This window comes from Bordetella ansorpii (assembly GCF_900078705.1).
Taxonomy (GTDB): domain Bacteria; phylum Pseudomonadota; class Gammaproteobacteria; order Burkholderiales; family Burkholderiaceae_B; genus Bordetella; species Bordetella ansorpii_A.
Genome location: NZ_FKIF01000001.1, coordinates 804,520 through 826,489 on the forward strand (window position 1 = coordinate 804,520; position 21,970 = coordinate 826,489).

The 21,970-nt window shown below is 66.7% G+C and carries 21 protein-coding genes and 2 tRNA genes; 15 read left to right on the top strand and 8 right to left on the bottom strand.

Annotated features, from left to right (window positions below):
• Positions 1 to 11 precede the first annotated feature (11 nt).
• Positions 12 to 2,069 (bottom strand): glycosyltransferase, encoded by a 2,058-nt coding sequence (locus tag A6745_RS03250; protein ID WP_066123425.1) that lies wholly within the window; start codon positions 2,067 to 2,069, stop codon positions 12 to 14.
• A complete protein-coding gene (locus tag A6745_RS03255) occupies positions 2,066 to 4,546 on the bottom strand; it encodes a hypothetical protein (RefSeq protein ID WP_066123428.1) in 2,481 nt (826 codons plus the stop codon). Before A6745_RS03255 ends, A6745_RS03250 begins: the two co-directional genes overlap by 4 nt.
• An 825-nt stretch (positions 4,547 to 5,371) precedes the next feature.
• On the opposite strand from A6745_RS03255, the gene A6745_RS03260 reads away from it, so the two are divergent.
• The gene (locus A6745_RS03260; protein ID WP_066123432.1) at positions 5,372 to 6,100 is read left to right on the top strand and encodes an aldolase; all 729 of its coding nucleotides are present in this window, start codon (positions 5,372 to 5,374) and stop codon (positions 6,098 to 6,100) included.
• 35 nt (positions 6,101 to 6,135) lie between these two features.
• Complete coding sequence (gene tnpB / locus A6745_RS27600) at positions 6,136 to 6,318, top strand: IS66 family insertion sequence element accessory protein TnpB (protein ID WP_197488082.1); 183 nt, start codon at positions 6,136 to 6,138, stop codon at positions 6,316 to 6,318.
• Between the two features lie 220 nt (positions 6,319 to 6,538).
• Here tnpB and A6745_RS03270 read toward each other — a convergent pair.
• From A6745_RS03270 to A6745_RS03280, 3 genes are all read right to left on the bottom strand, one after another.
• Positions 6,539 to 6,614, bottom strand: a tRNA-Lys gene (locus A6745_RS03270).
• 158 nt (positions 6,615 to 6,772) lie between these two features.
• Positions 6,773 to 9,088: an AsmA family protein gene (locus tag A6745_RS03275; RefSeq protein WP_066123435.1), complete on the bottom strand. Its 2,316-nt coding sequence runs from the start codon at positions 9,086 to 9,088 to the stop codon at positions 6,773 to 6,775.
• Positions 9,089 to 9,249: 161 nt separating this feature from the next.
• Positions 9,250 to 9,861, bottom strand: a complete 612-nt coding sequence (locus A6745_RS03280; protein WP_066123443.1) for a DNA-3-methyladenine glycosylase I — start codon at positions 9,859 to 9,861, stop codon at positions 9,250 to 9,252.
• Between the two features lie 165 nt (positions 9,862 to 10,026).
• Between A6745_RS03280 and A6745_RS03285 the strand changes: the two genes are divergently transcribed.
• Together A6745_RS03285 and A6745_RS03290 are read left to right on the top strand one after the other, a co-directional pair.
• Positions 10,027 to 10,476 (top strand): YkgJ family cysteine cluster protein, encoded by a 450-nt coding sequence (locus tag A6745_RS03285; protein WP_066123446.1) that lies wholly within the window; start codon positions 10,027 to 10,029, stop codon positions 10,474 to 10,476.
• Between the two features lie 101 nt (positions 10,477 to 10,577).
• Complete coding sequence (locus tag A6745_RS03290; RefSeq protein WP_066123449.1) at positions 10,578 to 11,012, top strand: RidA family protein; 435 nt, start codon at positions 10,578 to 10,580, stop codon at positions 11,010 to 11,012.
• 13 nt (positions 11,013 to 11,025) lie between these two features.
• On the opposite strand, the gene A6745_RS03295 is transcribed toward A6745_RS03290, so the two are convergent.
• The gene (locus A6745_RS03295; RefSeq protein WP_066123452.1) at positions 11,026 to 11,814 is read right to left on the bottom strand and encodes a FecR family protein; all 789 of its coding nucleotides are present in this window, start codon (positions 11,812 to 11,814) and stop codon (positions 11,026 to 11,028) included.
• A 285-nt stretch (positions 11,815 to 12,099) separates the two neighbouring features.
• On the opposite strand from A6745_RS03295, the gene A6745_RS03300 reads away from it, so the two are divergent.
• The 10 genes from A6745_RS03300 (at position 12,100) to A6745_RS03340 (ending at position 20,875) form a co-directional block, all read left to right on the top strand.
• On the top strand, positions 12,100 to 12,768 hold the full coding sequence (locus A6745_RS03300) for a hypothetical protein (protein WP_156513262.1): 669 nt from the start codon (positions 12,100 to 12,102) through the stop codon (positions 12,766 to 12,768).
• A 91-nt stretch (positions 12,769 to 12,859) separates the two neighbouring features.
• Entirely contained in the window at positions 12,860 to 13,129 is a 270-nt protein-coding gene (locus A6745_RS03305; RefSeq protein WP_156513263.1) for a hypothetical protein, read from the top strand.
• A 160-nt stretch (positions 13,130 to 13,289) separates the two neighbouring features.
• Positions 13,290 to 13,973, top strand: coding sequence for a class I SAM-dependent methyltransferase (locus tag A6745_RS03310; protein WP_066123786.1), 684 nt, complete (start codon positions 13,290 to 13,292; stop codon positions 13,971 to 13,973).
• A gap of 347 nt (positions 13,974 to 14,320) precedes the next feature.
• Entirely contained in the window at positions 14,321 to 15,148 is an 828-nt protein-coding gene (locus tag A6745_RS03315) for an NAD-dependent epimerase/dehydratase family protein (protein WP_066123461.1), read from the top strand.
• A 63-nt stretch (positions 15,149 to 15,211) separates the two neighbouring features.
• The gene (locus A6745_RS03320; RefSeq protein ID WP_066123466.1) at positions 15,212 to 15,979 is read left to right on the top strand and encodes an amino acid ABC transporter permease; all 768 of its coding nucleotides are present in this window, start codon (positions 15,212 to 15,214) and stop codon (positions 15,977 to 15,979) included.
• Positions 15,976 to 16,629: an amino acid ABC transporter permease gene (locus A6745_RS03325; RefSeq protein WP_066123467.1), complete on the top strand. Its 654-nt coding sequence runs from the start codon at positions 15,976 to 15,978 to the stop codon at positions 16,627 to 16,629. The genes A6745_RS03320 and A6745_RS03325 overlap by 4 nt, the downstream gene beginning before the upstream one ends.
• Positions 16,613 to 17,341, top strand: coding sequence for an amino acid ABC transporter ATP-binding protein (locus A6745_RS03330; RefSeq protein ID WP_066123470.1), 729 nt, complete (start codon positions 16,613 to 16,615; stop codon positions 17,339 to 17,341). Before A6745_RS03325 ends, A6745_RS03330 begins: the two co-directional genes overlap by 17 nt.
• 46 nt (positions 17,342 to 17,387) lie before the next feature.
• On the top strand, positions 17,388 to 18,182 hold the full coding sequence (locus A6745_RS03335; protein WP_066123472.1) for a transporter substrate-binding domain-containing protein: 795 nt from the start codon (positions 17,388 to 17,390) through the stop codon (positions 18,180 to 18,182).
• Between the two features lie 254 nt (positions 18,183 to 18,436).
• The gene (locus A6745_RS28930) at positions 18,437 to 18,607 is read left to right on the top strand and encodes a hypothetical protein (RefSeq protein WP_197488083.1); all 171 of its coding nucleotides are present in this window, start codon (positions 18,437 to 18,439) and stop codon (positions 18,605 to 18,607) included.
• A 27-nt stretch (positions 18,608 to 18,634) separates the two neighbouring features.
• The gene (locus tag A6745_RS03340; RefSeq protein WP_066123473.1) at positions 18,635 to 20,875 is read left to right on the top strand and encodes a phosphocholine-specific phospholipase C; all 2,241 of its coding nucleotides are present in this window, start codon (positions 18,635 to 18,637) and stop codon (positions 20,873 to 20,875) included.
• Between the two features lie 130 nt (positions 20,876 to 21,005).
• Here A6745_RS03340 and A6745_RS03345 read toward each other — a convergent pair whose 3' ends face one another.
• Positions 21,006 to 21,272, bottom strand: coding sequence for a DUF883 family protein (locus A6745_RS03345; RefSeq protein ID WP_066123476.1), 267 nt, complete (start codon positions 21,270 to 21,272; stop codon positions 21,006 to 21,008).
• Between the two features lie 169 nt (positions 21,273 to 21,441).
• Here A6745_RS03345 and A6745_RS03350 point away from each other — a divergent pair, with 169 nt between their 5' ends.
• Positions 21,442 to 21,747 carry a hypothetical protein gene (locus tag A6745_RS03350; RefSeq protein ID WP_066123479.1) on the top strand — a complete coding sequence of 102 codons (306 nt, stop codon included), beginning with the start codon at positions 21,442 to 21,444 and terminating at the stop codon, positions 21,745 to 21,747.
• 134 nt (positions 21,748 to 21,881) lie between these two features.
• Here A6745_RS03350 and A6745_RS03355 read toward each other — a convergent pair.
• Positions 21,882 to 21,957 (bottom strand) — tRNA-Lys (locus tag A6745_RS03355).
• Positions 21,958 to 21,970 lie beyond the last annotated feature (13 nt).

Genomic DNA, 21,970 nt, shown 5'->3' on the forward strand with positions numbered 1-21,970 from the left:
TCAGGCCCCTATCAGGCACGCATGGGCCGCAGGCCGATGAACTCTTCTTCCTGCTGGCCGGAGACGCCCAGCACGGTCACGCACAGGCTCAGGAATTTCTCCAGCATGGCGTTGAGCGAGAACAGGTCCCTGGCCCGCTGCCGGCTGTGCTGGCGCAGCACGTCGTTGCCGCGCGCCATGTCGACGATGGACTCGACCTTGTCGCATGCTTCGTTCAGGTCCGGGTGCTCAAGGCTGTCCAGCAAATGGCCCGTCACGTTCTGCACGAAGCATTCGCCCGCGCCGCCCGCCGGCGTCGAGACCACCGGCACGCCCAGTTGCTGGGCCTCGATCAGCACGTTCGGCAGGCCCTCGAAGCGGGACAGCAGCACCTTGACGTCCATCTGCGAGTACCAATAGCCCACGTGCTTGGACAGGCCCACGAACAGGAAGCGGTCCATCACGCCCAGCTCTTGCGCCAGCGCCGTCATGTTGTCCTGCAGGCGGCCGTCACCCACGATGAAGAAGCGCGCCAGGGGCCGCCGTTTCAGGTACTGCGCGGCGAGCTTGATCCAGAGCTGCGGGCGCTTGTCGGGCTCCAGGCGGAAGACGCCGCCGATGGTCTCCGTGGCGTCGGCCGTGCTGGCGTTGAAGGCTTCCCACTTTCGCTCATCCTCTTCGGAAGGCTCGGTGTTCAGTTCCGGCACGCCGTTGTAGAGGATGTGGAAGCGCTCGATCGGGATGTCGAGCCACTTCGAATACTCCACCGCGGCCGTGTGGCTGTTGCTGACGAAGTGCACGCCCGGCACCTGCGCCAGCGCCTGGTACAGCACCGGATACTCTTCGCGGAAGCGGTCCTTGCGGATGTTCGGCGGCAGGCCGCGGAACACCAGGTGAATCGTGGGCACGCCGGCCAGCAGCGCGGCCAGCGCGCCGAACAGGCACGTGCCGTCCTGCCACAGGCTCACCACGTCGAACGCGTTCTCGCGCAGCATCGGCGTCAGACGCGTCACGCCATAGTGCACCGGCGGCGGCAACTGCTCCAGCAGGCGGGCCAGATGAGGATCGTCGGCCGGCTGGTGCGAGGCGGAGATCGCCGGCAGGCCATTGATCTCGGTAACCGGGATATTCGCCTTGGTCAGGATGGGCAGGAAGAAATCCAGGCCCTGCTTCTTGGCCCCCGAGGTGTCGGTGTGCTGCTTGACCAGCACTTCGACCTTCTCGGGCCGCACGTGCATGAAGGACGGCCGCTGGTCGGCGGACGACGCCATGCGGTGCAGTTCGCCGGCCAGGCGCGTCAATTGGCGCTCGGCCCCGCCAGGCCCCAGGCTGCCGGTGACCAGCGCGATCGAGACGGGGTTCTCGGGCGCCTGCTCCTCGATGTCCCGATCCTTGAAATGCAGGATCGCATGCTTCATCGAGACGATCTTGATGTCCTTGCCGGCCAGTTCCTCTTCCGACTCGAAGCTGCGGAAGAACGCATGGTCCTCGGCCAGCGCGGCGGCCAGGTCGGCCGCCTTGCTGCCCGGCGCCAGCTGATCGGCCACCGGCGCGATCGCCGCGTGCGCATCCAGCAGCAGGCCGCGCTTGCGCAGCCGCTTGGCGAACTCGATGCGCACGTTGCGGTCGTCATGGCGCGCGATCAGGCGGCGGAACAGCGCATCCGACTGTTCGTACGCGCGGATGTCTCCCAGCAGCTTGGCGCGCGCGAACAGGCGGTCCGGCTTGCGGGTCGTCTTCGGAATGTGCCGGTCGATCAGCGCCAGGGCATCGTCCAGGTTCCGGTCCTTGACCAGCCGCGTCGCGCAATAGCGCACGATCTGCAGGTCGCCCGGGCACTGGCGCAGCAACTCCGACCACTGCTGCGCCATGCCTTCATTGCGGCCCGCCGTTTCCTTCAGGCGCAGCAGCAGGAAACGCACCTTCGGATCCTGCATGTGATCGGCGGCCAGGGCCTCGGCACGCGGCAGGTTCTCCTGCGCGAGCAGCACGCGGCCAGATGCGGCGACGATCTCCTCCAACTGGGCCTGGACCCATTCCAGATTGGACGCTTCATCCACCTCTTGCACGGATTCCTTCAGGTGCGTCATGCCGCTCTCCTGCGATTGGCCTTGTCGATCCACACCTGGCAACGGTGGATGTAGTGATCGAACTGTTCAGGGGCGTCCGACTGCTGCTGGAGTCGTTGCCAGTAGGGCAAGGCCTTCTCGAACAGGTGCAGGCGCATCGCACCGACGGCCGCGGTGCGCAGCCCGATGAGATCGTTCGGCGCCAGCGCCAGGATCTTCTCGCCCACGGCAAGGCGCTCGCTGGTGCTGGCCGGATCCAGGGCGCGCACTTCGGCATACAGCACGCCGAGCACGCGGCGCTTCTCCTGCGCGACTTCCTGCATCTGCGGCCACGATTGCTCGATGCGCTCCAGCAGTTCCCATGCGGCGCGGTAATCGCCTTCGGCCAGCAACTGGCGGGCGGCGCGGACCGAACGGGCGCCCAGGCGGCCCAGCTGGCGCTCGGCTTCGTCCCTCGCACTCTGGTCCGCCGACGCGTGGTCGCGCACCGCGGTGTAGGCATCGATGGCTTCACCGAACCAGCCGCCGTTGAACGCCACGCGGGCGAAGTACAGGCGGGTGCTGAACTGGGCGGCCTCGTCGGAGACGGCGCGCTCGAGGTGGCGCATGGCGGTCTTGGTGTCGCCCAGCGCATCCGCGGCGCGGCCGCGCATGGCGTCCAGTTCGGGAAAGTCGACCTGCGCATCCAGTGCGATGTCCGTCAGTTCGATGACTTCCTTGTGGTTGCCCGCCACCAGCGCGGCGCGCACGGCCACGCGCATCGCGCGCTCGAAGGCGCGCTGCGCCCGGGCGCCGGCCAGCGCATCGGGGTCGAGCATCCGGTGCGCGCAGATACGCTCGGCGGCGTCGCGCAGGCGGTTCTCCTCCATCGCGCGGGCGCCTTCCTCGGCCCATGCCGCCGACTGTGTCCGCAGCCACGTCCGGATCCCTTCCTGGTCGCTCTTGACCAGGTTGGTCGACACGGCCAGCGCCGCCGCCGCCACCAGGCAGCCGCGCCACGAGGCTTCCTGCACCAGCTCCAGCGCCTCGGCGTCGGCCAGGACGGGGGATTCGGCGGCCAGGCTGCGCAGCGCGCCGCGATCGCCCGCGATCAGGCGGTCACGCCACAGCACGGCGAAGCTGCGGCCATGCGACGGCAACGAGGCGCGCACCTCGTCCACCCAACGCAGCACCGCCTGCATGTCGCCGCTGGCCTGCAGAATGCCCAGCACCGTGTCGGCCGCCTCATGGGCCCAGGCCGGCTCGGCGGACGGAATGCGGAACAACTGCTTCCAGTTGCTCAGCGCCTCGTCGGCATGGCCGAGCTGCGCGGCGGAGATGGCCGCCACGCGCACGATCTCCGGCGTCTCCTTCTCGTCACCGAGCAGGCCGGCCGACAGCGAGTAGGCCACGTCGTAACGGCCCAGCTTGAACTGGCTGCGCATCAGGATCTGCTCGGCCTTGCTGCCGGAGGCCACGACGCCGCCGGCGCCTTCCAGCATCGAGATCGCTTCCTCATAGGCGCCCAGCTCCGATTGCATGCGCGCCAGCAGCACGACGTGTTCGGACAGGCCCGGATGACGGCGCAATACGGCACGCACCCGTTGCGAGGCATCGCGCACGTCGCCCGCGTCCCAGGTCCTCTCGATGCTTTCGGCGGTCTCGTCGGCGGCCAGCTTCGCGGCCACGGGCTGCGGCACCGAGGTGCTGATCTTCGGACGCACGTAGGTCTTGAACCACTCGGCGCCCAGGCGATCCGAGAACAGCGTCGTGTAATGCGTCAGGTCGAGGCCGCCCTCTTCCATGGCCTCGGCCTGGCCGATCCTGTTCATCAACGGGGTCGGGTCATAGCACGGCACGCCGAGGCGCTGCGCGGCATCGGCCACGGTGGCGATCAGGTGCTGGCGGGATTCGATGGGCGCGTTGTCCTCGGCCAGGGCGTTGACGTGCGTGACGAACACCACCTTGTCCTTGCCCAGCAGCTCGACGAGCTGGCGCATTTCGTTGGCGATCTCGTCGTCCGAGAGATCGCGCTTGACGATACGGGCCAGCAGGTCGCGATCCTGGGCGGACAGGCTCTTGAACACCGGGTCCTGGTCCAGCAGCGCCCGGCGCTCGGCCAGCTTGTCGGCGGTGGACAGCGACCAGAACATCCTGGCGCGCGCGCGGTCGGCGAAGAATTCGCTGTAGTGGCGCGTCAGGTAGTTGGATTGGATGGGGTAGCCATCGATGGTCAGCAGCTTGCGCGACGAGACTTCGACCATGTAGAGGCTGGCCGGCTTGTGCGCGGCGTTGCGGGCCTTGCCGCCATTCGAGGGGCGGAACACCAGGCGCTGCACGTCGGCGGGAATCTCGCACTGGTCGTACATGAAGCGCACCTGCTGCAGGGCCTCGGAGCTGGTGTGGACGAATCCATAGTTGCGTCCGATCTCCAGCTTGATCGGGTAGCGGGAAGCCGCTTCGCGCAGCGGGTTATGGATGCGGCAAGTGCCAATCGGAGCGATCGTGAAATCAGCCATTCAGAGTCCTAGATAAGGTGGATTGACGGGCTGAACCCGGAGAGTTCAGTAATAGAGATCGGACTGTGTCCGAGCGCTGCCGGCGCGCCCAAGTCTCTGGGGCCGGCTAGCTTCGGCTTGCGTACATCGGGCTCGAGATGGCCCGTCCAATCGTCACCTGTTTCAGGCGCGCTATGCGTCGTTGCTCGACGTCCAGACCGATGGCGTCAAGGCGCTCGCGGAGCGCCCCGGCTACGGATCGGCCCGCATGCTCGGGGCCGGGAACTGCAATGTGCTTCACCACTGGTACCTCACTGCTTTGTCGTCGTGCCAGGGAGGCACGAGAGGAGGAACGCCGCATACAAACAGAAACAATTTCATGATGCGGTGATCCACCCGATCTCTGGCACGTCACCCAAAAAAAGGATGGACGGCGCAAAGCCATCCAGTCGTCGGGCTGCCAGGACCTCGGCGAACGAATCCTAGGCGCAAAGACAGGCAATATTCTTTCTAAATATTTTTATTGCCGTGAAGATGAATCAGGGTTTACCAGTGGCAAGGGGAGAACGGGGGGCAAAGAATTACACTCATTACACAAACATCAAAAAAGTAGTGGGCATAAACTTATTTACATAGGTTTTAAATCGTGTCCATTTCCCACGGTTAACCGCACCGTCATGAAGACGCCGGCGATACGGGAGCACGTTTTTTGACAGATATCGGGCCCCGGACATGCTGCTGGGCGGATCCGAGCGGCGGTCCACCCGCCATGTGGGTGTCGATATCACCTTCCCGCGCCCTGCCCTGCGGCGAGCGCGCTTTCACGCAAGCCAGGACAACCTCGATATGAAAACGCCCTCAAAGCCCTTGGACCCTGCCACGCATGCACTGCGCGACGACTTGGCGCTGGCGCTGCGCGCTGCCGCCTTCCACGATTTTTCGGAGGGCGTCTGCAATCACTTCAGCGTGGCGGTGGACGACAGCCGGTTCCTGCTCAATCCGCGCGGCCTGCACTGGAGCGAGATCCAGGCCGACGACATCCTGCTGGTAGACGCGGACGGCGCCGTGCTGGAAGGCCGGCACGATGTCGAGCCCTCCGCCCTGTTCATTCATGCGGCGGTGCACCGGATCGCCGGCCACAAGGTCGTGCTGCACACCCACATGCCCTACGCCAGCTGTCTGACGCTGACGGAGGCCGGCGCCATCGATCCCCTGCTCAGCCAGAATGCCCTGCGCTTCATGGACCGCATCGCGGTCGACCGCACCTACAACGGACTGGCCCTGGACCATAGTGAAGGCGAGCGCATCGCCCGCGCCATGCGGGACAAGGACGTCGCCTTCCTGGGCAACCACGGTGTGATCGTTGCCGGCGAGTCGTTGGCTCATGCCTACGACGACCTCTATTTCCTGGAACGCGCGGCGCGGCAGCAAGTCCTGGCGGCTTCCGCCGGCAGTGCGCTGCGGCCCATCGCCGACATGGCGCTGGCGCGGCGCACGGCAGCACAGATCAAGGGAGAACGGATGCAGTCCGACCTGTTCTTCGCCGCGTTGCGCCGGATGTTGCCGGCCAGATAAGCGCTACTGACGTTTCCGCTGAAGCGGCGCCTGCGGTGATCCGTGTCGATGCGATCTGGCTGCCCACCGAGCCGCTGGACATGCGTGGCAGCACCGAGGCGGGGCTCGCACGGGTGGTGGCGGTGTTAGGCGTCGCACGGCCGCACCATGCCTATTGCTTTGCAAACCGGCGCGCCAACCGCATGAAGGTGCTGGTACACGACGGGATCGGCGTGTGACTGACTGGCCGCGCGGCGGCTGAAGCGTGGCAAGTTCGTATGGGCAGATGCCTTGCGCGACGCCCACGTCGCGGTCGACGGCGAGCAGTGGCCGGCGCTGGTGCTGGGTCAGCCGTGGCAACACGTCGGTGGTGCGTGAGAAGTACGGTCAAAATTCCCAGAAAGCAAAAAGCCCACCGTTTCCGGTGGGCTATAAGCGTTTGATACTACTAGAGAATTCTGGTGGGTTGTGAGTGGCTCGAACACTCGACCTACGGATTAAGAGTCCGCTGCTCTACCAACTGAGCTAACAACCCATTGCTGCGTCACACTTTCAAATGCGTGCGATCAGTCAAGAAGCGAGATTATACATGCTTTTTGGGATTTGTCCAAACAAGCCGTCATCTTTGTGCCACAGACCCCAAGAGCGTGCGAACTGGCTCCTTGCCGCGCCCGCTCTTCCCCGGCCTGCGCCTCACCGGCGGCGAGCCGGCACGTGCGGGGGCGCCTTCGTCGGCTTGCGCGCCTCCTGCAACAACGCCGCGCACTGGCTATCCGGCTCGTCCGCACTGGGCGCCACCAGCGCCAGCAACCCGGCCGCCGGCGTCAGCACCACACCGAGCGCCACCATCCCCGCTCCGCGCGCCAGCAGCGGCCCGGTATGCACCCCCGCCTGCGGATTGCCGAACGTCCCGCGCACATACAACGGCGAACGCAGCGAGAAGATCCGGAATCCCTTGCTCTCGGGCGAGATATCCAGGTCCAGCGCCTCTTTCTTGAAGTTCACCGTGCCGTCGATGGTCACCACCGCATTGTCGGTATCGATGACGAACGCCCGCGTCTTCATCAGTCCATCCTGGATGCCCATGTCCGCCGCCGTGCAGTTGATGTGCACCTCGTCGTCGCCGAACAGCTTGCTGACCACGTAGTTGCCCACGTTCAATCCGGCGATTTCCATCAGGCTGCGGCTGACGACGCCGTCGCTGACCAGCATGCGCACCTCGCCGTCGCCGGTCGCCAGCAGCGCCGCCACGGAATTGCCGCGGCCGGCCAGCGACACCTCGCCGTTCATCTGGCCCAGGGCCGTCTGCATGGACTCGACCGAGGGGAACAACTGCTTGAGTTTCAGGCTGCGGGCGCGCAGCTTCACGCGGCCCTGCATCGGCGTCTGCGAACCGTCCAGTTGCACGGTGCCGCCGATGCCGCCGCCGGCGATGCCGAAGCGGATCGGATCCATCAGCAGCCTGCCTTCGTCCATCACCACGTGGGTATACAGGTCGGACAGGGGCAGCTTGCTGCCATGGATGATGCGCTTGCCGGCGAAATGCACGTCGGCATCCATGTCGCGCCAACGCTCGGTACGGAATTCCTGGGTGGGCAGCACCTTGCCCGAGGCGGGCTTGTCCGCGACCTTCTCGGTGCCGGCCTCGGCGGTCTTGGCGCCACCCGTATCGGGCTTGACGCCGATCAGCGGTCCCAGGTCGTCCATGCGCAATTGGTCGGACCGCAGCCTGCCCACCAGTTTCGGGCGCGGCGCCTGCATGGTGAAGCGCAGCGTGCCGCTCAGGTCGCTCTTGCCGACGGTGCCGTCGAAGTGCCGATACTCGAAAACCGGACCGGCGGGATTCTGCAGGCTGGCGATCAGGCGGCCCTTGGTGGCGTACGGCGGCGTGTCGGGCAGCGTGATGCCCACCAGCGGATACAGGTTCGCCATGGAAGAACCCGACAGCGACATCCGCAGGTTCAGCGCGCCCAGGTGCAGCGGGTCGGTCAACGTGCCCACGGCCGAGGCGCGGGTCCGGCCCACCGACACGTCGGCCTGCACGGGGAACGGCTCGTCGGCATTGCGCAACGCCAGCAGGCCGCCCACCTTGCCCTCGCCCTTCACGGGCAGATCCTTGTACTGGCCCTCGACCTGCCAGGCGAAGACATAGTCGCGCGGCGGTCGGCGCGGAACCTCGCCGGCGCGCTGGGCCTGTTCCAGCGACTTGGCGTTGGCATCGTCGGGCGTGCCGTCGGCGGTCTCGTCATTTTCCTGATCACCGCCAGCAGCCTCGCCCGATGCCTGTCGGTCGGACTTGGCCTGAACGGCCTTCCGACTCTCCGAGGACGTGGAAGGCTCGGCCTTGGCCTGCCCGGATTCATCCGCTCCGGCCTTCGAAGCCCCTTCCTTGTTCGGTTCGCCCTTGCCATCGGGCCCCTTGCCCGCCAGTTCCGCGAACGGAATCGGCTTGCCCAGCGGATCGATCTGCACCGTGACGTCGGCCTTCAGCTTGGCATCGGCGTACCCGATGACACCCTTGTCGAACCCGATCTGGTCCACATCGATGGACCACGGCGACGGCTCGCCCGTCTCGGGCATCGTGAAGACCCAGTTGGCGCGGCCATCCTCCAGGCGCTGCAGGTCGGCGGCCGGGCCGGTCAGTTGCACGTGCCGTATCACCACCTGATGCGCGATCAGCGGCACGGGGGACAGGCTGAACTCCACGCGCTGCAGATTGGCCATGACGGGCTTGCGCGCCCACTCGGTGTTGCCGACCGTCAGGTCGTTGGCGGTGACGCGCGGCCAGGGCACCCAGCGGCGCCAGCCGGTTTCATCGGGTTCGCGGCGCCAGGCGACGGACAGGTCGCCGTTGATGGCGAACGGACGGCCGATGGCTTCGGAGACCTTGGCGTTGATGGTGGGCTTGAAGCGGTTCCAGTCCAGCGTCGCCACGATGATGACGAACGCGGCCACCACCACGGCGAGGGTCGCCAGGACGCCCAGGAGAACCTTCTTTCTGCGTGTCATGCCGCCCCCGTCCTTTGGCCGGATGGCGGATCATCCGGCCCTGCTTTCATGCCAGCGTAACGCCGCTGGCCGCCAGGCGGAACCCCATTGCGCGCAATGGATACAAAACGCAAGAACCGGGCACGCTCTCGTGTCCGGGCGTGGCTGAATCAAAAAGACACTCAGGCGGGCCGCTTGAACGCGCGGCGCGCATGCTCGCACGGCCCGTGATGATGGCAGGCCGGATCATGATCGTTGACCATGCCCACGGACTGCATGAAGGCGTAGACGGTCGTGGGGCCGACGAACGACCATCCCCGCTTCTTCAAGGCTTTGGACAAGGCCGTCGATTCCGCGGTGGACGCCTGCACGACCAGTGGCGCCCCCTCGGGCTTGGCCGGCGCCTCGTAGCGCCAGAAGAAGGCGGCCAGCGATCCGGCTTCGTCGCGCAGCGCCTGGGCGCGCCTGGCATTGTTGATGACGGACTCGATCTTGCCCCGGTGCCGCACGATGCCGGCATCCCGCACCAGGGCCTCGACGCGCGCCGCGTCGAAGCGCGCGACGCGGTCGATCTCGAAATGGTCGAAGCCCGCCCGAAAACCCTCGCGCTTGTTCAGGATGGTGCGCCAGCTCAGGCCCGACTGGAAGCCCTCCAGGCACAGTTGCTCGAATAGCGCCTGGTCCTGGCCGACCGGCATGCCCCATTCCTTGTCGTGATAGGCCATGTAGCCCGGCGAGGGATCCAGCCAGCCGCAACGCGCCAGCCCATCGGCGAAATCGGTACGCACTCCCATCCTCATCCCTCCTCGATAAATTCCGCGCCGCCAGCGCGGCGAAAAGACCACGATGCTACCGCAGCGCAGCACGGCCCGCGCACCCGCCGCGAGACCTTCCTGCTACTATGAATCGACCCCGGCAGCAGCCGGGATTTTCCATGGCCGGCCCTGCCCGCTCCCCCCATGTCCAGCACGTCCCTACCGTTCGCACACGATGCGTCCGGCGCCACGCCGATCCCCGCCAATCCCTGCCTGGACTGCGGCGCATGCTGCTCCCACTTCCGGGTGTCGTTCTACAGCGGCGAAATGGCCGGCGAAACCGGCGGCACGGTCCCCGAAGACATGGCCGTGCAGATCGGTCCCCTGCGCGCCTGCATGCGCGGCACCGAAATGGGCAATGGCCGTTGCGTCGCCCTGCGTGGCGAACTCGGCAAGCCCGGCATCCACTGCGACATCTATCCGTTGCGCCCCTCGCCCTGCCGCGAGTTCGAGACCTGGGAACCCGACGGCAGCGTCAATCCCGACTGCCAGCGGCTGCGCCTGTCGCTGGGCCTGGCCGCGTTGCCGCCACGCCCGCCGGCCGAGAACGATCCGGATGGCCCCGCGCATCCGAACCAGCCCAAGGCAGCGTAGGTCCGAACAAACCCGCACCAGCAAGCGCCGGAACCAACAAGCGCTTGACCTCAAGCGGACTTGAACTTCGATACTGGCGGCCCCTTGACCGGAGTCCCACCATGAATTCCCACAGCTTGCCCGGCGGCGCGCCGCACCTGCGCTTCATCAATCCGACCGGGCTGTACGATCCCGCCCCCAACGGCTACAGCCACGTCGTGGCCACGGCCATGCCGTCGAGACTGGTCTACGTGTCCGGCCAGGGCGGCGAAAACGACAAAGGCCAGCTCGACCCCGACTTCGGCGGGCAGGTGAGGCAAGCCCTGGACAACGTGGTGATTGCGCTGGGCGCGGCGGATGCCGCGCTGGCCGACGTGGCCAAGCTGACGGTGCTGGTGGTGGACCACAGCGAGGCCCGCCTGCGGGTCTGGAGCGCGGCCTTGCGCGCCCGTTGGGGCACGCGGCCGACGCCGGCCTGCACGCTGATTCCCGTGCCGCGCCTGGCGCTGGACGGCATGCTGGTCGAGATCGAGGCGACCGCCCTGTGCCGCGCCTAGCACGGCTGCGGAGCTATCGCGCCCAGCCGCCCACGGCATCGGGCGCGACTTTCACGATCTCGTAGCTGCGCCGGGTCCGGTCGATGACGATCGCCTGGCCGCCCTCGACCTCGAGTTCCTCGCGCGCGCCGGCGGCCACGGAACGAACCTTGACCTTGCCCGCGGCCACGCGCACTTGCAGCGATTGCGGCGTCGACGCCACCTCGAACACCACGTCGGGCACCGGCACGCGGCCGCCGTCCACGAGGATGTCCTCGGCGCCCACGTGCACGATGAACGACGTGCGCGCCATGTAGGCCGCGCGGTACAGCGCCCGGCCATTGGACATGGTCACTTCGCGGCGGCGCGAGAAATAGGCGGCGGCGGCCTCGGTGCCGCTGTCGAGCACGACCACCGATCCGCCGGGCAGTTTCCAGTCGCGCGCCTGGCCGCCCTCGACCTTCACACGTTCCCGGAACTGGGGCGTGCTTTCCCGCAGCACGAAACTGACGGTCAAGGCCACGGCCAGCGCCAGGCCCACGGCGGAAGCCAGCCACCATTTCCAGCCCCAAGCGCTGGCTTTGCGCTGCGCGGGCTTGCCCTGCCCGCCGGGCAGGCCGGCGCCGGTCTGGGCAGCGGGCGCATCGCCCGGCCCCCCCTGCGCGGCCTGCATGCGCCGATAGGCCTGCGCATGGCTGGGATCGGCCTGCAGCCAGGCGTCCAACTCACGCTGGTCCGACTCGCTCCAAACCTTGGATTTGCGGCGGGCCACCCAGGCGGTGGCGGTTCGGTACAAGGCGTTGGGGTCGGAAGCGGACGACATGGATCGGGCGTATCTGAACAAAAAGGGACGGTGGGCTGCCCGAATGGTACGACGTCCGGGCGACCGATGCCTCGACCTGACCCGGCAGCGAAGCGGATCGCCTGGGCTTTGACCGCGCCTTCGCGGATTTGTAACGCATGGAAATGCCTGCCCGCCGCCCGTAATGGATCCGTTATGGCTACCCGACGGGCACCTGAATAGAGTGGCTCTGCACGGGGCACACGCCCCGCGACATCGACCCGATACCGGCCCCTAGCAGGTTTCCAGACAAGAAAGGCAAAAAGCATGAGACCGATCCTTACCATGGCCAGCCTGTCGCTGTGTTTGTCGCTATCCGGCTGCGCCGCCTACGAGCGCTATGTGGCGGAACGGGAAGCCGCTGCGGCGGCGGAGGCCGCCGCCCGTCAGGCGCTGTACGAGCAGAAGCGGCAGCAGATCAGCAATGCGCAAGCAGCCTGCGCCCTTCCCTATGCCGATCCCAAGACAGAAGCGTTGCGCACGAAGATCCCCGCGCCGCCGCAAGAGCCCAGCCTGCGGCAACTCGGCGACACGGCCCGGCCCACCGCCAGGCAGAAGAAGGCCCTGGAAGTGATGGACACCCTGCTGGCGGATTGCCATGTGCAGCAAGCCGCGATCGAAGCGCTGGACAGGCCGGTCACGCATGCCGCCTACGTCAACTACGGCCAGCGGCTGCGCAGCCTGGTGTCGACGCTGTGGGCAGGCAAGCTCACCTTCGGACAGTTCAACCAGGGCCAGCAGCAGTTGGTCGCGGACTATGCGCAGGAACGCACCGCCCTGCTGCAGCAGCAGGAGATCGTCAATGCCCAGTATCGGGCGGCCCGTGCCGCGGAAGCCGCGCAGTTGGCCGCCGAACGCGCGGCGGCCAGCGCCGCCGCCCCCAAGCACACCACCTGCAAGCAGAAGGGCAAGGAAACGCGCTGCACGACTTACTGACGGTTCAGTGGCCGGACCGCGGACAAGCGCCTGCCGGGCATGCCCCATGCTGCATGGCAGGCGCACGCTTACCGCCTTTCAGGAGGCCCTCATGACAGATCCGCAACGACAGCCACCCACCCAAGATGCCTCGGCAAGAACGCACCAGGCTCCGGACAAGGAGAATCCCGGCCAGCCTGATGCCCAGGACGACCGGTCCATCGGGCCCGACGAGCCCCGGCCGTCGATGGACAGCCCCGAGGAGAAGGCGACGCAGTTCGACGGCAACCCCAACCCAGGCACGGATGATTCTCCACGCCTGTTCAAACCCCGGGACGACACGCCGGCTTTCCTGAAAAAGAAGTCCGGACCCAAGAACTGAGCCCGTCATCATCCGGGGGTACGGACAGATGCCGTAACCCATTGGGGCATCAGGTGACAGCATCGCGGGAGCCATTTTCTTACATTGGACTGAATATTTCGGGCCGCTTTCATCGAAAGCGCGCTTGCCTCAGTCCAACGAGAAAGAACCCCGCGAAATCATGGACCGACTTTCCGCCAGACTGGCCGGCAAGGCAAAACGCTGGCTGTTCCGTCTCTCTCCCCGCTTGGCCGAGCGCTGCAAGGTGGAGTTCCGCCTGGAAGCGCCCAATCGCACCTTCCTGGAAAACCAGATCTTCGGATTCCTGGCGCGCCATCTGGCGGCGGGCCGAACCGGCGGGCGCTGCCTGTTCATCGGCCTGGACCGCTACAACTGGCACTACCACCGCGCGCTGGGGCCGGGGTTTCATTCCATCGACATCAAGCCCGAGCATGCCGTGTATGGACAGCCCGGCCGGCACGTGGTCGGTTGCGCCACACAATTGGCTCGCCACTACGCCCCTGGCAGTTTCGACGTGATCGTCGCCAATGGCCTGATCGGCTATGGCTTGAACCGCGCGAACGATTTCGACCGCATGATGCGGGCCTGCCACGCGGTCCTGGCGCCGGGCGGCGTGCTGGTGTTGGGCTACAACGACCGCCCGGATCGCCTGCCATTCCGCGCGGAGCGCGTGGCAGGCTACCGGTTGCTGGAAGAGTTCACGCCGCCCATCGAGGGGGTGGACTGTCCGCATCACCGCATCGACGACGGCTCGCGGCACAAGTTCGTCTTTCTGCGCAAATCCGACACGAAGCGCGTGGTGGCCCGCGCCACGCGCTGGCGCAGGCTGCAGGCGGCGGGCTGATCCTGTTCATGCCAGGGCGGCGTCATGCGGCAGCGCGCTTATTGCGGCTTGACGTGCCGCGGTCGGCCTGCAGCCCCAAGGAGGGCTTGAAGGGGCGCGAACTGATCTCGCTGCCCGCGCCGACGTGTGAGCCCAGCCTCATCGGACAAGCCCGCCCGTGGCCGGGCAGCCCGGGCACGAAACATCGAATTCCCCTTATTCGGGAATATACCGACTCGCACGGGGCAATCAGGCAGGCATAGAATTCACAGACTTGTACGATGACGTACAAGAAAAAAGCAGCCCGCGCCCGTACTCATTACCCCTGAGTGCGGTAAAAAGCAGCGCGCGCGACTGGAGACAATGCCATGAGCAGTATCCCGAGGTTCAACCGCCTGCTGCTGACCGGCGCCGCCGGCGGCGTGGGCCGCGCGATCAGGCCACGCCTGGCCGCCTATGCCCGCCACGTGCGGTTGTCCGACCTGCCCGCCGCGTTGCAGGCACAGGCCGAGCCGCTCGGCCCGCACGAGGAAGCCCTGCCCTGCGACATCTCCGACCGCGCCGCGTTCGACGCGCTGGTCCAGGACTGCGATGCCGTCGTGCATCTCGGGGGCGTCTCGGTCGAACGCCCGTTCGAGGAAATCCTCGAAGCCAACATCAAGGGCGTCTTCAATCTGTACGAAGCCGCGCGCCGCCACGGTGTCCAGCGCATCGTGTTCGCCAGCTCCAATCACGTCACGGGTTTCTATCGCCAGGACGAGGTGATCGACACCCACGCGCGGCGCCGCCCCGACGGCTATTACGGCGTGTCCAAGTCGTTCGGCGAGGACATGGCCCAGCTGTACTTCGACCGCTACGGCATCGAGACCGTCAGCATCCGCATCGGCTCGCTGTTTCCCGAACCCGTCGATCGCCGCATGATGGCAAGCTGGATCAGCCTGGACGATTTCGACGCGCTGCTTCACGGCTGCCTGTTCACGCCGGAGGTCGGCCACACCGTGGTCTACGGCATGTCGGCCAACAAGAAGGTGTGGTGGGACAACCGCCATGCGGCCAGGCTGGGCTACGCGCCGCAGGACACCTCCGAGGTCTTCCGCGACAAGATCGACGCGCAACCCGCGCTCGCGCCGGACGATCCCGCGGTGACGCTGCAGGGCGGCAAGTTCACGGTCACCGGGCCGTTCGACCCGCAATAAGCCGGCACGCCGTTGCCGTCCGGGCCGTGGCGCGCCGCCACGGCTGCTCACCAAGAGCCCGTCATGTCCTTTTCCCTGAACTTCGCCCCGCTGGCGCCGTACTGGCCGGTATTCCTGAACGGCGCGTGGCTGACGCTGAAGATGACCGCGCTGGCCGTGCTGCTGGGCGTGTCCGCCGGCACGCTGGTGGCCTTCGCCAAGCGCAGCCCGCGCCGCTGGCTGTCGCGCGCCTGCACTGCCTACATCGAGGCGGTGCGCAACACGCCGTTCCTGGTGCAGATCTTCCTGTTCTATTTCGGCCTGGCCAGCCTGGGCGTGCACATGCCGACCTTCGCCGCGGCCGTGCTGGCGATGAGCATCAACATCGCCGCCTATGCCGCCGAGATCATCCGCGCCGGCCTGGAAGCCGTGCCGCGCGGCCAGATCGAAGCCGCCGAATGCCTGGGGCTGTCCAAGTGGCGCATTGCCTGGCATGTCATGCTGCAACCCTCCATCGAGAAAGTCTATCCGGCCCTGACCACGCAGTTCCTGCTGATGATGCAGGCCTCCGCGATGGCCTCGCAGATCTCCGCCGAGGAACTGACGGCCGTGGCCAACACGGTGCAGTCGGACACCTTCCGCTCGCTGGAGACGTATCTGGTGGTGGCGGCGCTGTACGTGGCGATGTCGCTGCTGATCAAGGCGCTGGCCTGGGCCGTGGGCGAGTACGCGTTCAAGCGGCGCCGCACGGTGCGCCGCGCCGCCGCGCAATCGGCCAAGGCGGCCCGGCGCAACGCCCTGGCGGGCCGCCCGCCGGTGGCCCGCGCCTCGACCGGGGGGAGCGCGACATGACGGGCGATTTCACCTGGACCTATCTCTGGTATCTCGTGCAGTCGATCGGCTGGACGCTGGTGTTGTCCGCCCTGGCCTTCGCGCTGGGCGGCGCCGGCGGTTTCCTGCTGATGCTGGCGCGCATCTCGCCGCGCCGCTGGCTGCGGATGCCGGCGCAGGTCTTCATCGAACTGATACAGGGCATCCCGCTGCTGATCCTGCTGTTCATCGTGTATTTCGGCCTGTCGTTCTATGGCCTGGCCCTGCCCGCGCTGGTGGCGGCCGCGCTGGCGCTGATGATCTACACCAGCGCCTACCTGGCCGACATCTGGCGCGGCTGCGTCGAGGCCATGCCGCGCCCGCAGTGGGAGGCCGCCGAGTGCCTGTCGTTCACGCGTTGGCAGACGCTGCGGCTGGTCATCATTCCGCAGGCCGTGCGGCTGTCGCTGCCGCCGACCATCGGCTTCCTGGTGCAGGTCATCAAGATGACCTCGCTGGCGTCGGTGATCGGTTTCGTCGAGCTGACCCGCGCGGGCCAGATCATCAACAACTCCATTTTCCAGCCCTTCCTGATTTTCACGCTGGTCGGGGTGTTCTATTTCCTGCTGTGCTACCCGCTGTCTCGCTGGAGCGCCGCCCTGGAGGACAGGCTCAATGTCGGCAATCGTTAAGGTCAACGCGATCCATAAGCGCTTCGGCGACAACCCCGTGTTGAAGGGCGTGTCGTTCGAGGTCGAGAAGGGCAAGATGGTCGCCATCATCGGCGCCAGCGGCTCGGGCAAGAGCACCGCGCTGCGCTGCATCGACCGGCTGGAGACCATCGATGAAGGCTCGATAGAGGTCTGCGGCATCCGCGTCGAAGACCCGGACATCGACCTGCACCAGTTGCGCCGCGAAGTCGGCATCGTGTTCCAGAGCTACAACCTGTTCCCGCACCTGACCGTGCGCGAGAACATCACGCTGGCGCTGCGCCACGTCAAGGGCATGAAGCGCGGCGACGCCGACGAGATCGCGCGCAAGGTGCTGGCCCAGGTGGGCCTGGGCGAGAAGGCCGCCAGCTATCCGGAACAGTTGTCGGGCGGCCAGCAGCAGCGGGTGGCCATCGCGCGCTCGCTGGCCATGTCGCCCAAGGTGATGCTGTTCGACGAAGTCACCTCCGCGCTGGACCCGCAACTGACGGGCGAAGTGCTGCGCGTGATGGAGGATCTGGCCTCGGACGGCATGACCATGCTGCTGGTCACGCACGAAATGGCCTTCGCCCGCCGCGTGGCCGACCAGATCATCTACATGCACCAGGGCAAGGTGTGGGAGGTCGGGCCGGGCGAGATGCTCGACGCGCCGCGCACGCCCGAACTGCGCGCCTTTCTCGATAACGGCCTCTGAACGCGGCCGCGCTCTTTCCCCCAACGACAAGTACACGGAGACAACCATGACCCCCACCCGACTGCTGGTGCGCGCCTGCACCGCCGCCCTGCTGATGAGCGGCCTGGCCCACACCGCCATGGCGGACCAGCTCGACGACATCAAGAAGGCCGGCAAGATCCGCGTGGCCATTGCGATGGGCACGCCGCTGTTCAGCTATACCGACGCCAATCTGCAGCCCGCCGGCTCGGACGTGGACACCGCCAAGCTGTTCGCCAAGGATCTGGGCGTGCAGCTTGAGATCGTGCCGGTAACCAACGCGGCGCGTGTGCCCACGCTGCAGGCCAAGCGCGCCGACGTGGTCATCGCCGACTTGTCCATCACGCCGGAACGCCAGCAGGTGATCGACTTCTCGGTGCCGTACGCGGTGATCTCCATCATCGTGGGCGGCGTGGCGGACGTGAAAGTGAAAGGCTACGAAGACCTGGCGGGCAAGCGCATCGGGGTGACCCGCGCCACCGTCAACGACTCGCTGACCACCCAGAACGCCAAGGGCGTGGAAATGGTGCGCTACGAGGACGACGCCACGCTGATCACGTCGATGGTCACGGGCCAGATCAACCTGTTCTCGAGCACGCCGTCCAACCTGGCCGAAATGCAGAAGCGCGCGCCCGGCAAGAAGTTCGAACTGAAGTTCGAACAGACCAACTTCGACCTGGGCATCGCGCTGAGCAAGGGCGAACCCAAGCTGAAGGAATGGACCGACCAATGGGTGAAGGCCAACCTGCAGAACGGCACGCTGAACGACATCTACAAGAAATATCACGGCCGCGACCTGCCGCCGAAGCTGACCGGCAAGTGATCGCCAGGCGTGTTCACGCCGCATGACGAAGGGGCCGCCGGAAACGCGGCCCCTTCTGCTTTGGGCTGCGCGTCCCTGCACTATGCCGCACGCCGGGGTGACACGATTATTGCGTTACGTATCGAAACCATTGCATTTCGTTGCGCTAAATCCACCCAGCTTTCACCCCGCTGTCATCTGCTCTTCTTAGCCTTGCTCGGCCTGCTGCCGTGTCGCATCCGGCCCGACGTATCCCTTCCGAGCAAGCCTATCCCATGCCCAAACCGAACTCTGTGCGCGTCCTTGCCGCGGCCCTCGCCACGGCCGCTCTCCTGACTGCCTGTGGTGGCAGCGACGGCGACGACGAGCCGTCCACGCCCGCCGATCCCGGCACCGAACAGCCCGCGCCCACCAAGCCCGAGCCCGAACTGCGCTGCGCGCCGTAACTGCCTCCCCGAATCCGTACAGACATCATGACTTCCCGCCGCCAATTTCTGCAGAACACCGCGGGCGCCGGCCTTGCCGCCGCCGTCCTCGCGACCTTCCCGCCCAGCATCCGAAAGGCGTTGGCCATTCCCGCCAACAACAAGACCGGCACCATCAAGGACGTCGAACACGTCGTGATCCTGATGCAGGAGAACCGTTCGTTCGACCACTACTTCGGCACGCTGAAGGGCGTGCGCGGTTTCGGCGACCGCTTCACCATCCCGATGCCCAACGGCCGCAAGGTGTGGCAGCAGGCGCGCACCAACGGCGAACTGCTGACGCCCTATCACCTGGACAGCACGGCCAACAACGCACAGCGCGTGGCCGGCACGAACCACACCTGGGTCGACAGCCAGCAGGCCTGGAACAACGGCCAGATGACGCAATGGCCACGCTACAAGCAGGACCAGGCCATGGGCTACTACAAGGAACAGGAAGTGCCCTTCCAGTTCGCCCTGGCCAACGCCTTCACGCTCTGTGATGCCTATCACTGCTCGATGCACACGGGCACCGACGCCAACCGTTCGTTCCACCTGACCGGCACCAACGGTCCGACGGCGCAGAACGTGGCCTACGTGAACAACGAGTGGGACTGGATCAGCGGCACCGACGCGGCACGCGGCTACACCTGGAAGACCTACGCCGAGGAACTGGAAGACGCTGGCGTCGACTGGATCTGCTACCAGAACATGCCCGACGAGTGGGGCGACAACATGCTCGGCGCGTTCCGCCAGTTCCGCCAGGCCAACATCGACTCGGGCTTCCCTGTCTCCAGCGGCGGCTCGCCGAACTCAGCCTACGCCAACAGCGGCCAGGCGCTGCCGTACAAGGCCTACGACGCCGCCACCGACAATCCCGGCAACCCGCTGTACAAGGGCATCGCCAACACGCTGCCGGGCACCACGCCCGACACGTACCTGGACACCTTCCGCCGCGACGTGCTGCAAGGCAATCTGCCGCAGGTGTCGTGGGTGAACGCGCCCTCGATCTATTGCGAGCATCCCGGCCCGTCCAGCCCCGTGCAGGGCAGTTGGTTCCTGCAGGAAATCCTGGACGCGCTCACGGCCAACCCCGAGGTCTGGAGCAAGACGGTGCTGCTGGTCAATTTCGACGAGAACGATGGCTTCTTCGACCACGTGCCCTCGCCGTCGCCGCCATCGCGCAATGCCGATGGCACCCTGGCCGGCAGGACCACGCTGGCCGATGCCGACATGGCGTACGAGTACTACACGCAGGTCTCGCCCGCCGGCAGCTCGGGCCAGCCCGCCGCCGACGGCCGCGTCTTCGGCCCCGGCCCGCGCGTGCCCATGTACGTGATCTCGCCGTGGAGCCGCGGCGGCTGGGTCAACTCGCAAGTGTTCGACCACACCTCGGTGCTGCGCTTCCTGGAAGCCCGCTTCGGTGTGAAGGCGCCGCACATCAGCCCGTTCCGCCGCGCCGTCTGCGGCGACCTGACCAGCGCCTTCAACTTCGCCACACCCAACGAAGAAGTGCTGCCGACGCTGGCAGGCCGCATGACGCGGGCCGATGCCGACCAGTTGCGTGACACCCAGGCAGCCCTGCCCGCCGTGCCGCTGCCCATCGACCGGCAGATGCCCATCCAGGCCAGCGGCACGCGTCCCTCGCGCGCCCTGCCCTACGAGCTGCACACCAGCGCGCGCGCCAACAGCAACGGCCAGGTCCAACTGCTGTTCTCGAACACCGGCACGCAGGCCGCCGTGTTCCACGTCTACGACCGCCACCACCTGGACCGCATCCCGCGCCGCTACACGGTGGAAGCCGGCAAGACGCTGGACGACACCTGGAACGCCGGCCTGGACAACCTGGGCCGCTACGACCTGTGGGTGCTGGGCCCCAACGGCTACCACCGCCAGTTCACGGGCGACGTCGCGCGCATCGCCGACAGCGGCGCCATGCCCGAGATCCGCGTCTGCTACGACATCGCCAACGGCAACGTCTATGCCGAACTGATGAACGGGGGCGACAAGCCCTGCACGTTCACGGTGTCATCCCTGGCCTACCGCGAAGACGGCCCGTGGTCCGTCACCGTGGCGGCCGGCGCGCAGGAATCCCTGCACTGGGAGCTGGCCGACAGCGGCCGCTGGTACGACTTCCAGGTCAAATGCAGCAGCGACGCGCAGTTCGTGCGCCGCTTCGCCGGCCGGGTCGAGACAGGCGAGCATTCGGTAAGCGATCCGGCGATGGGGGATCAGGGCGCGCCGGCCTGAGCCTGACGGCAGCAACGCCCGCCCCGGACGCGCTGCCTTTTGCGTATCGACCCCGCTGATACGCGAAAGGCGCCGCTGGGGTCAGCGGCGCCTTTTTCCGTACCTGCCGGCCGGGCTTGCCCGGCCGGCATCAACCGCGGATACGGCCCCACAGATAGGCCACCGCAGCGGCCGCGGCCACGGCGGTGAACGGGTTCTCGCGGATGAAGTCCTTGGCGCAGATCACTGCGTTCTCGACGGCGTCGCCATTGCGGTCCACCACATCCTCGATCGTGTCCCGGGCGGCACGCGTGCCGCGGCGCGCCGACTGCGCCACTTGGTCGATGGCGGATTCCGCCACGTCGGCGCCCTCTTCGACCAGATCTTTCGCTTTGTCGCTTGCTCTCTCGATGGCCATGGTTCGGCTCCTGTGGGTTGAAGACACATCAAGGATATTACCCACCATGGGGAATCGCGCTGATACCGATTGTTCTTGAAGTGACCAGGCGTGAACGGGCGGGCGCCGCCCCGTACACTTGCGGGATCTATCGGTCCATCACCCCCCGAACCCCGGGAAGGAGCAGGAAATGAGCACCACCGCACCCGGCAGCGCCGCCGCCAAATCGGAAGCCGCCCTCGTCGCCGTGGCCATCACGCTGGCCATTGCGTCGACGCCCAGCAAGGGCGACCGCAGCCCCGAGAACATCTCGGTGCTGTTCGACGCATTCAGCCAGAAGTTGCGGGCGGACGCCAACCAGACCAAGGCGGGCAACGACCCCGCCGCGCAGGCCAGGCAGGCCCTGGCCCAGGAGACCGCGATCGCGCTGGACAACGTGCGGGACCTGACGATTTCGATGCTCGGGCTGATCCGGGCGCCGGGCAAGGCGTCCTGACGCCCGAAAGCGCTGCGGCACACCGAGGGCAAGCAAGCCCTCGGTGGGTACCGCGGGCCGTCCGGTCCGCTCGCAACGTCGGCGCCCGAAAAAAAACGCCACGGCTTGCGCCGTGGCGTTTTTCCTGCATTCACTGGTGGGTCGAGCGAGACTCGAACTCGCGACCAACGGATTAAAAGTCCGCTGCTCTACCGACTGAGCTATCGACCCAGCAAGCCGGCGA

What these genes read in the sequence shown, in the direction of transcription:
- A6745_RS03325 (WP_066123467.1), top strand. Translation starts at nt 15,976, where the DNA reads ATGACGGGCGATTTCACCTGGACCTATCTCTGGTATCTCGTGCAGTCG.
- A6745_RS03300 (WP_156513262.1), top strand. Translation starts at nt 12,100, where the DNA reads ATGAGACCGATCCTTACCATGGCCAGCCTGTCGCTGTGTTTGTCGCTA.
- A6745_RS03345 (WP_066123476.1), bottom strand. Translation starts at nt 21,272, where the DNA reads ATGGCCATCGAGAGAGCAAGCGACAAAGCGAAAGATCTGGTCGAAGAG.
- A6745_RS03295 (WP_066123452.1), bottom strand. Translation starts at nt 11,814, where the DNA reads ATGTCGTCCGCTTCCGACCCCAACGCCTTGTACCGAACCGCCACCGCC.
- A6745_RS03250 (WP_066123425.1), bottom strand. Translation starts at nt 2,069, where the DNA reads ATGACGCACCTGAAGGAATCCGTGCAAGAGGTGGATGAAGCGTCCAAT.
- A6745_RS03255 (WP_066123428.1), bottom strand. Translation starts at nt 4,546, where the DNA reads ATGGCTGATTTCACGATCGCTCCGATTGGCACTTGCCGCATCCATAAC.
- A6745_RS03290 (WP_066123449.1), top strand. Translation starts at nt 10,578, where the DNA reads ATGAATTCCCACAGCTTGCCCGGCGGCGCGCCGCACCTGCGCTTCATC.
- A6745_RS03260 (WP_066123432.1), top strand. Translation starts at nt 5,372, where the DNA reads ATGAAAACGCCCTCAAAGCCCTTGGACCCTGCCACGCATGCACTGCGC.
- A6745_RS03310 (WP_066123786.1), top strand. Translation starts at nt 13,290, where the DNA reads ATGGACCGACTTTCCGCCAGACTGGCCGGCAAGGCAAAACGCTGGCTG.
- A6745_RS03315 (WP_066123461.1), top strand. Translation starts at nt 14,321, where the DNA reads ATGAGCAGTATCCCGAGGTTCAACCGCCTGCTGCTGACCGGCGCCGCC.
- A6745_RS28930 (WP_197488083.1), top strand. Translation starts at nt 18,437, where the DNA reads ATGCCCAAACCGAACTCTGTGCGCGTCCTTGCCGCGGCCCTCGCCACG.
- A6745_RS03275 (WP_066123435.1), bottom strand. Translation starts at nt 9,088, where the DNA reads ATGACACGCAGAAAGAAGGTTCTCCTGGGCGTCCTGGCGACCCTCGCC.
- A6745_RS03285 (WP_066123446.1), top strand. Translation starts at nt 10,027, where the DNA reads ATGTCCAGCACGTCCCTACCGTTCGCACACGATGCGTCCGGCGCCACG.
- A6745_RS03320 (WP_066123466.1), top strand. Translation starts at nt 15,212, where the DNA reads ATGTCCTTTTCCCTGAACTTCGCCCCGCTGGCGCCGTACTGGCCGGTA.
- A6745_RS03305 (WP_156513263.1), top strand. Translation starts at nt 12,860, where the DNA reads ATGACAGATCCGCAACGACAGCCACCCACCCAAGATGCCTCGGCAAGA.
- A6745_RS03335 (WP_066123472.1), top strand. Translation starts at nt 17,388, where the DNA reads ATGACCCCCACCCGACTGCTGGTGCGCGCCTGCACCGCCGCCCTGCTG.
- A6745_RS03280 (WP_066123443.1), bottom strand. Translation starts at nt 9,861, where the DNA reads ATGGGAGTGCGTACCGATTTCGCCGATGGGCTGGCGCGTTGCGGCTGG.
- A6745_RS03340 (WP_066123473.1), top strand. Translation starts at nt 18,635, where the DNA reads ATGACTTCCCGCCGCCAATTTCTGCAGAACACCGCGGGCGCCGGCCTT.
- A6745_RS03330 (WP_066123470.1), top strand. Translation starts at nt 16,613, where the DNA reads ATGTCGGCAATCGTTAAGGTCAACGCGATCCATAAGCGCTTCGGCGAC.
- A6745_RS03350 (WP_066123479.1), top strand. Translation starts at nt 21,442, where the DNA reads ATGAGCACCACCGCACCCGGCAGCGCCGCCGCCAAATCGGAAGCCGCC.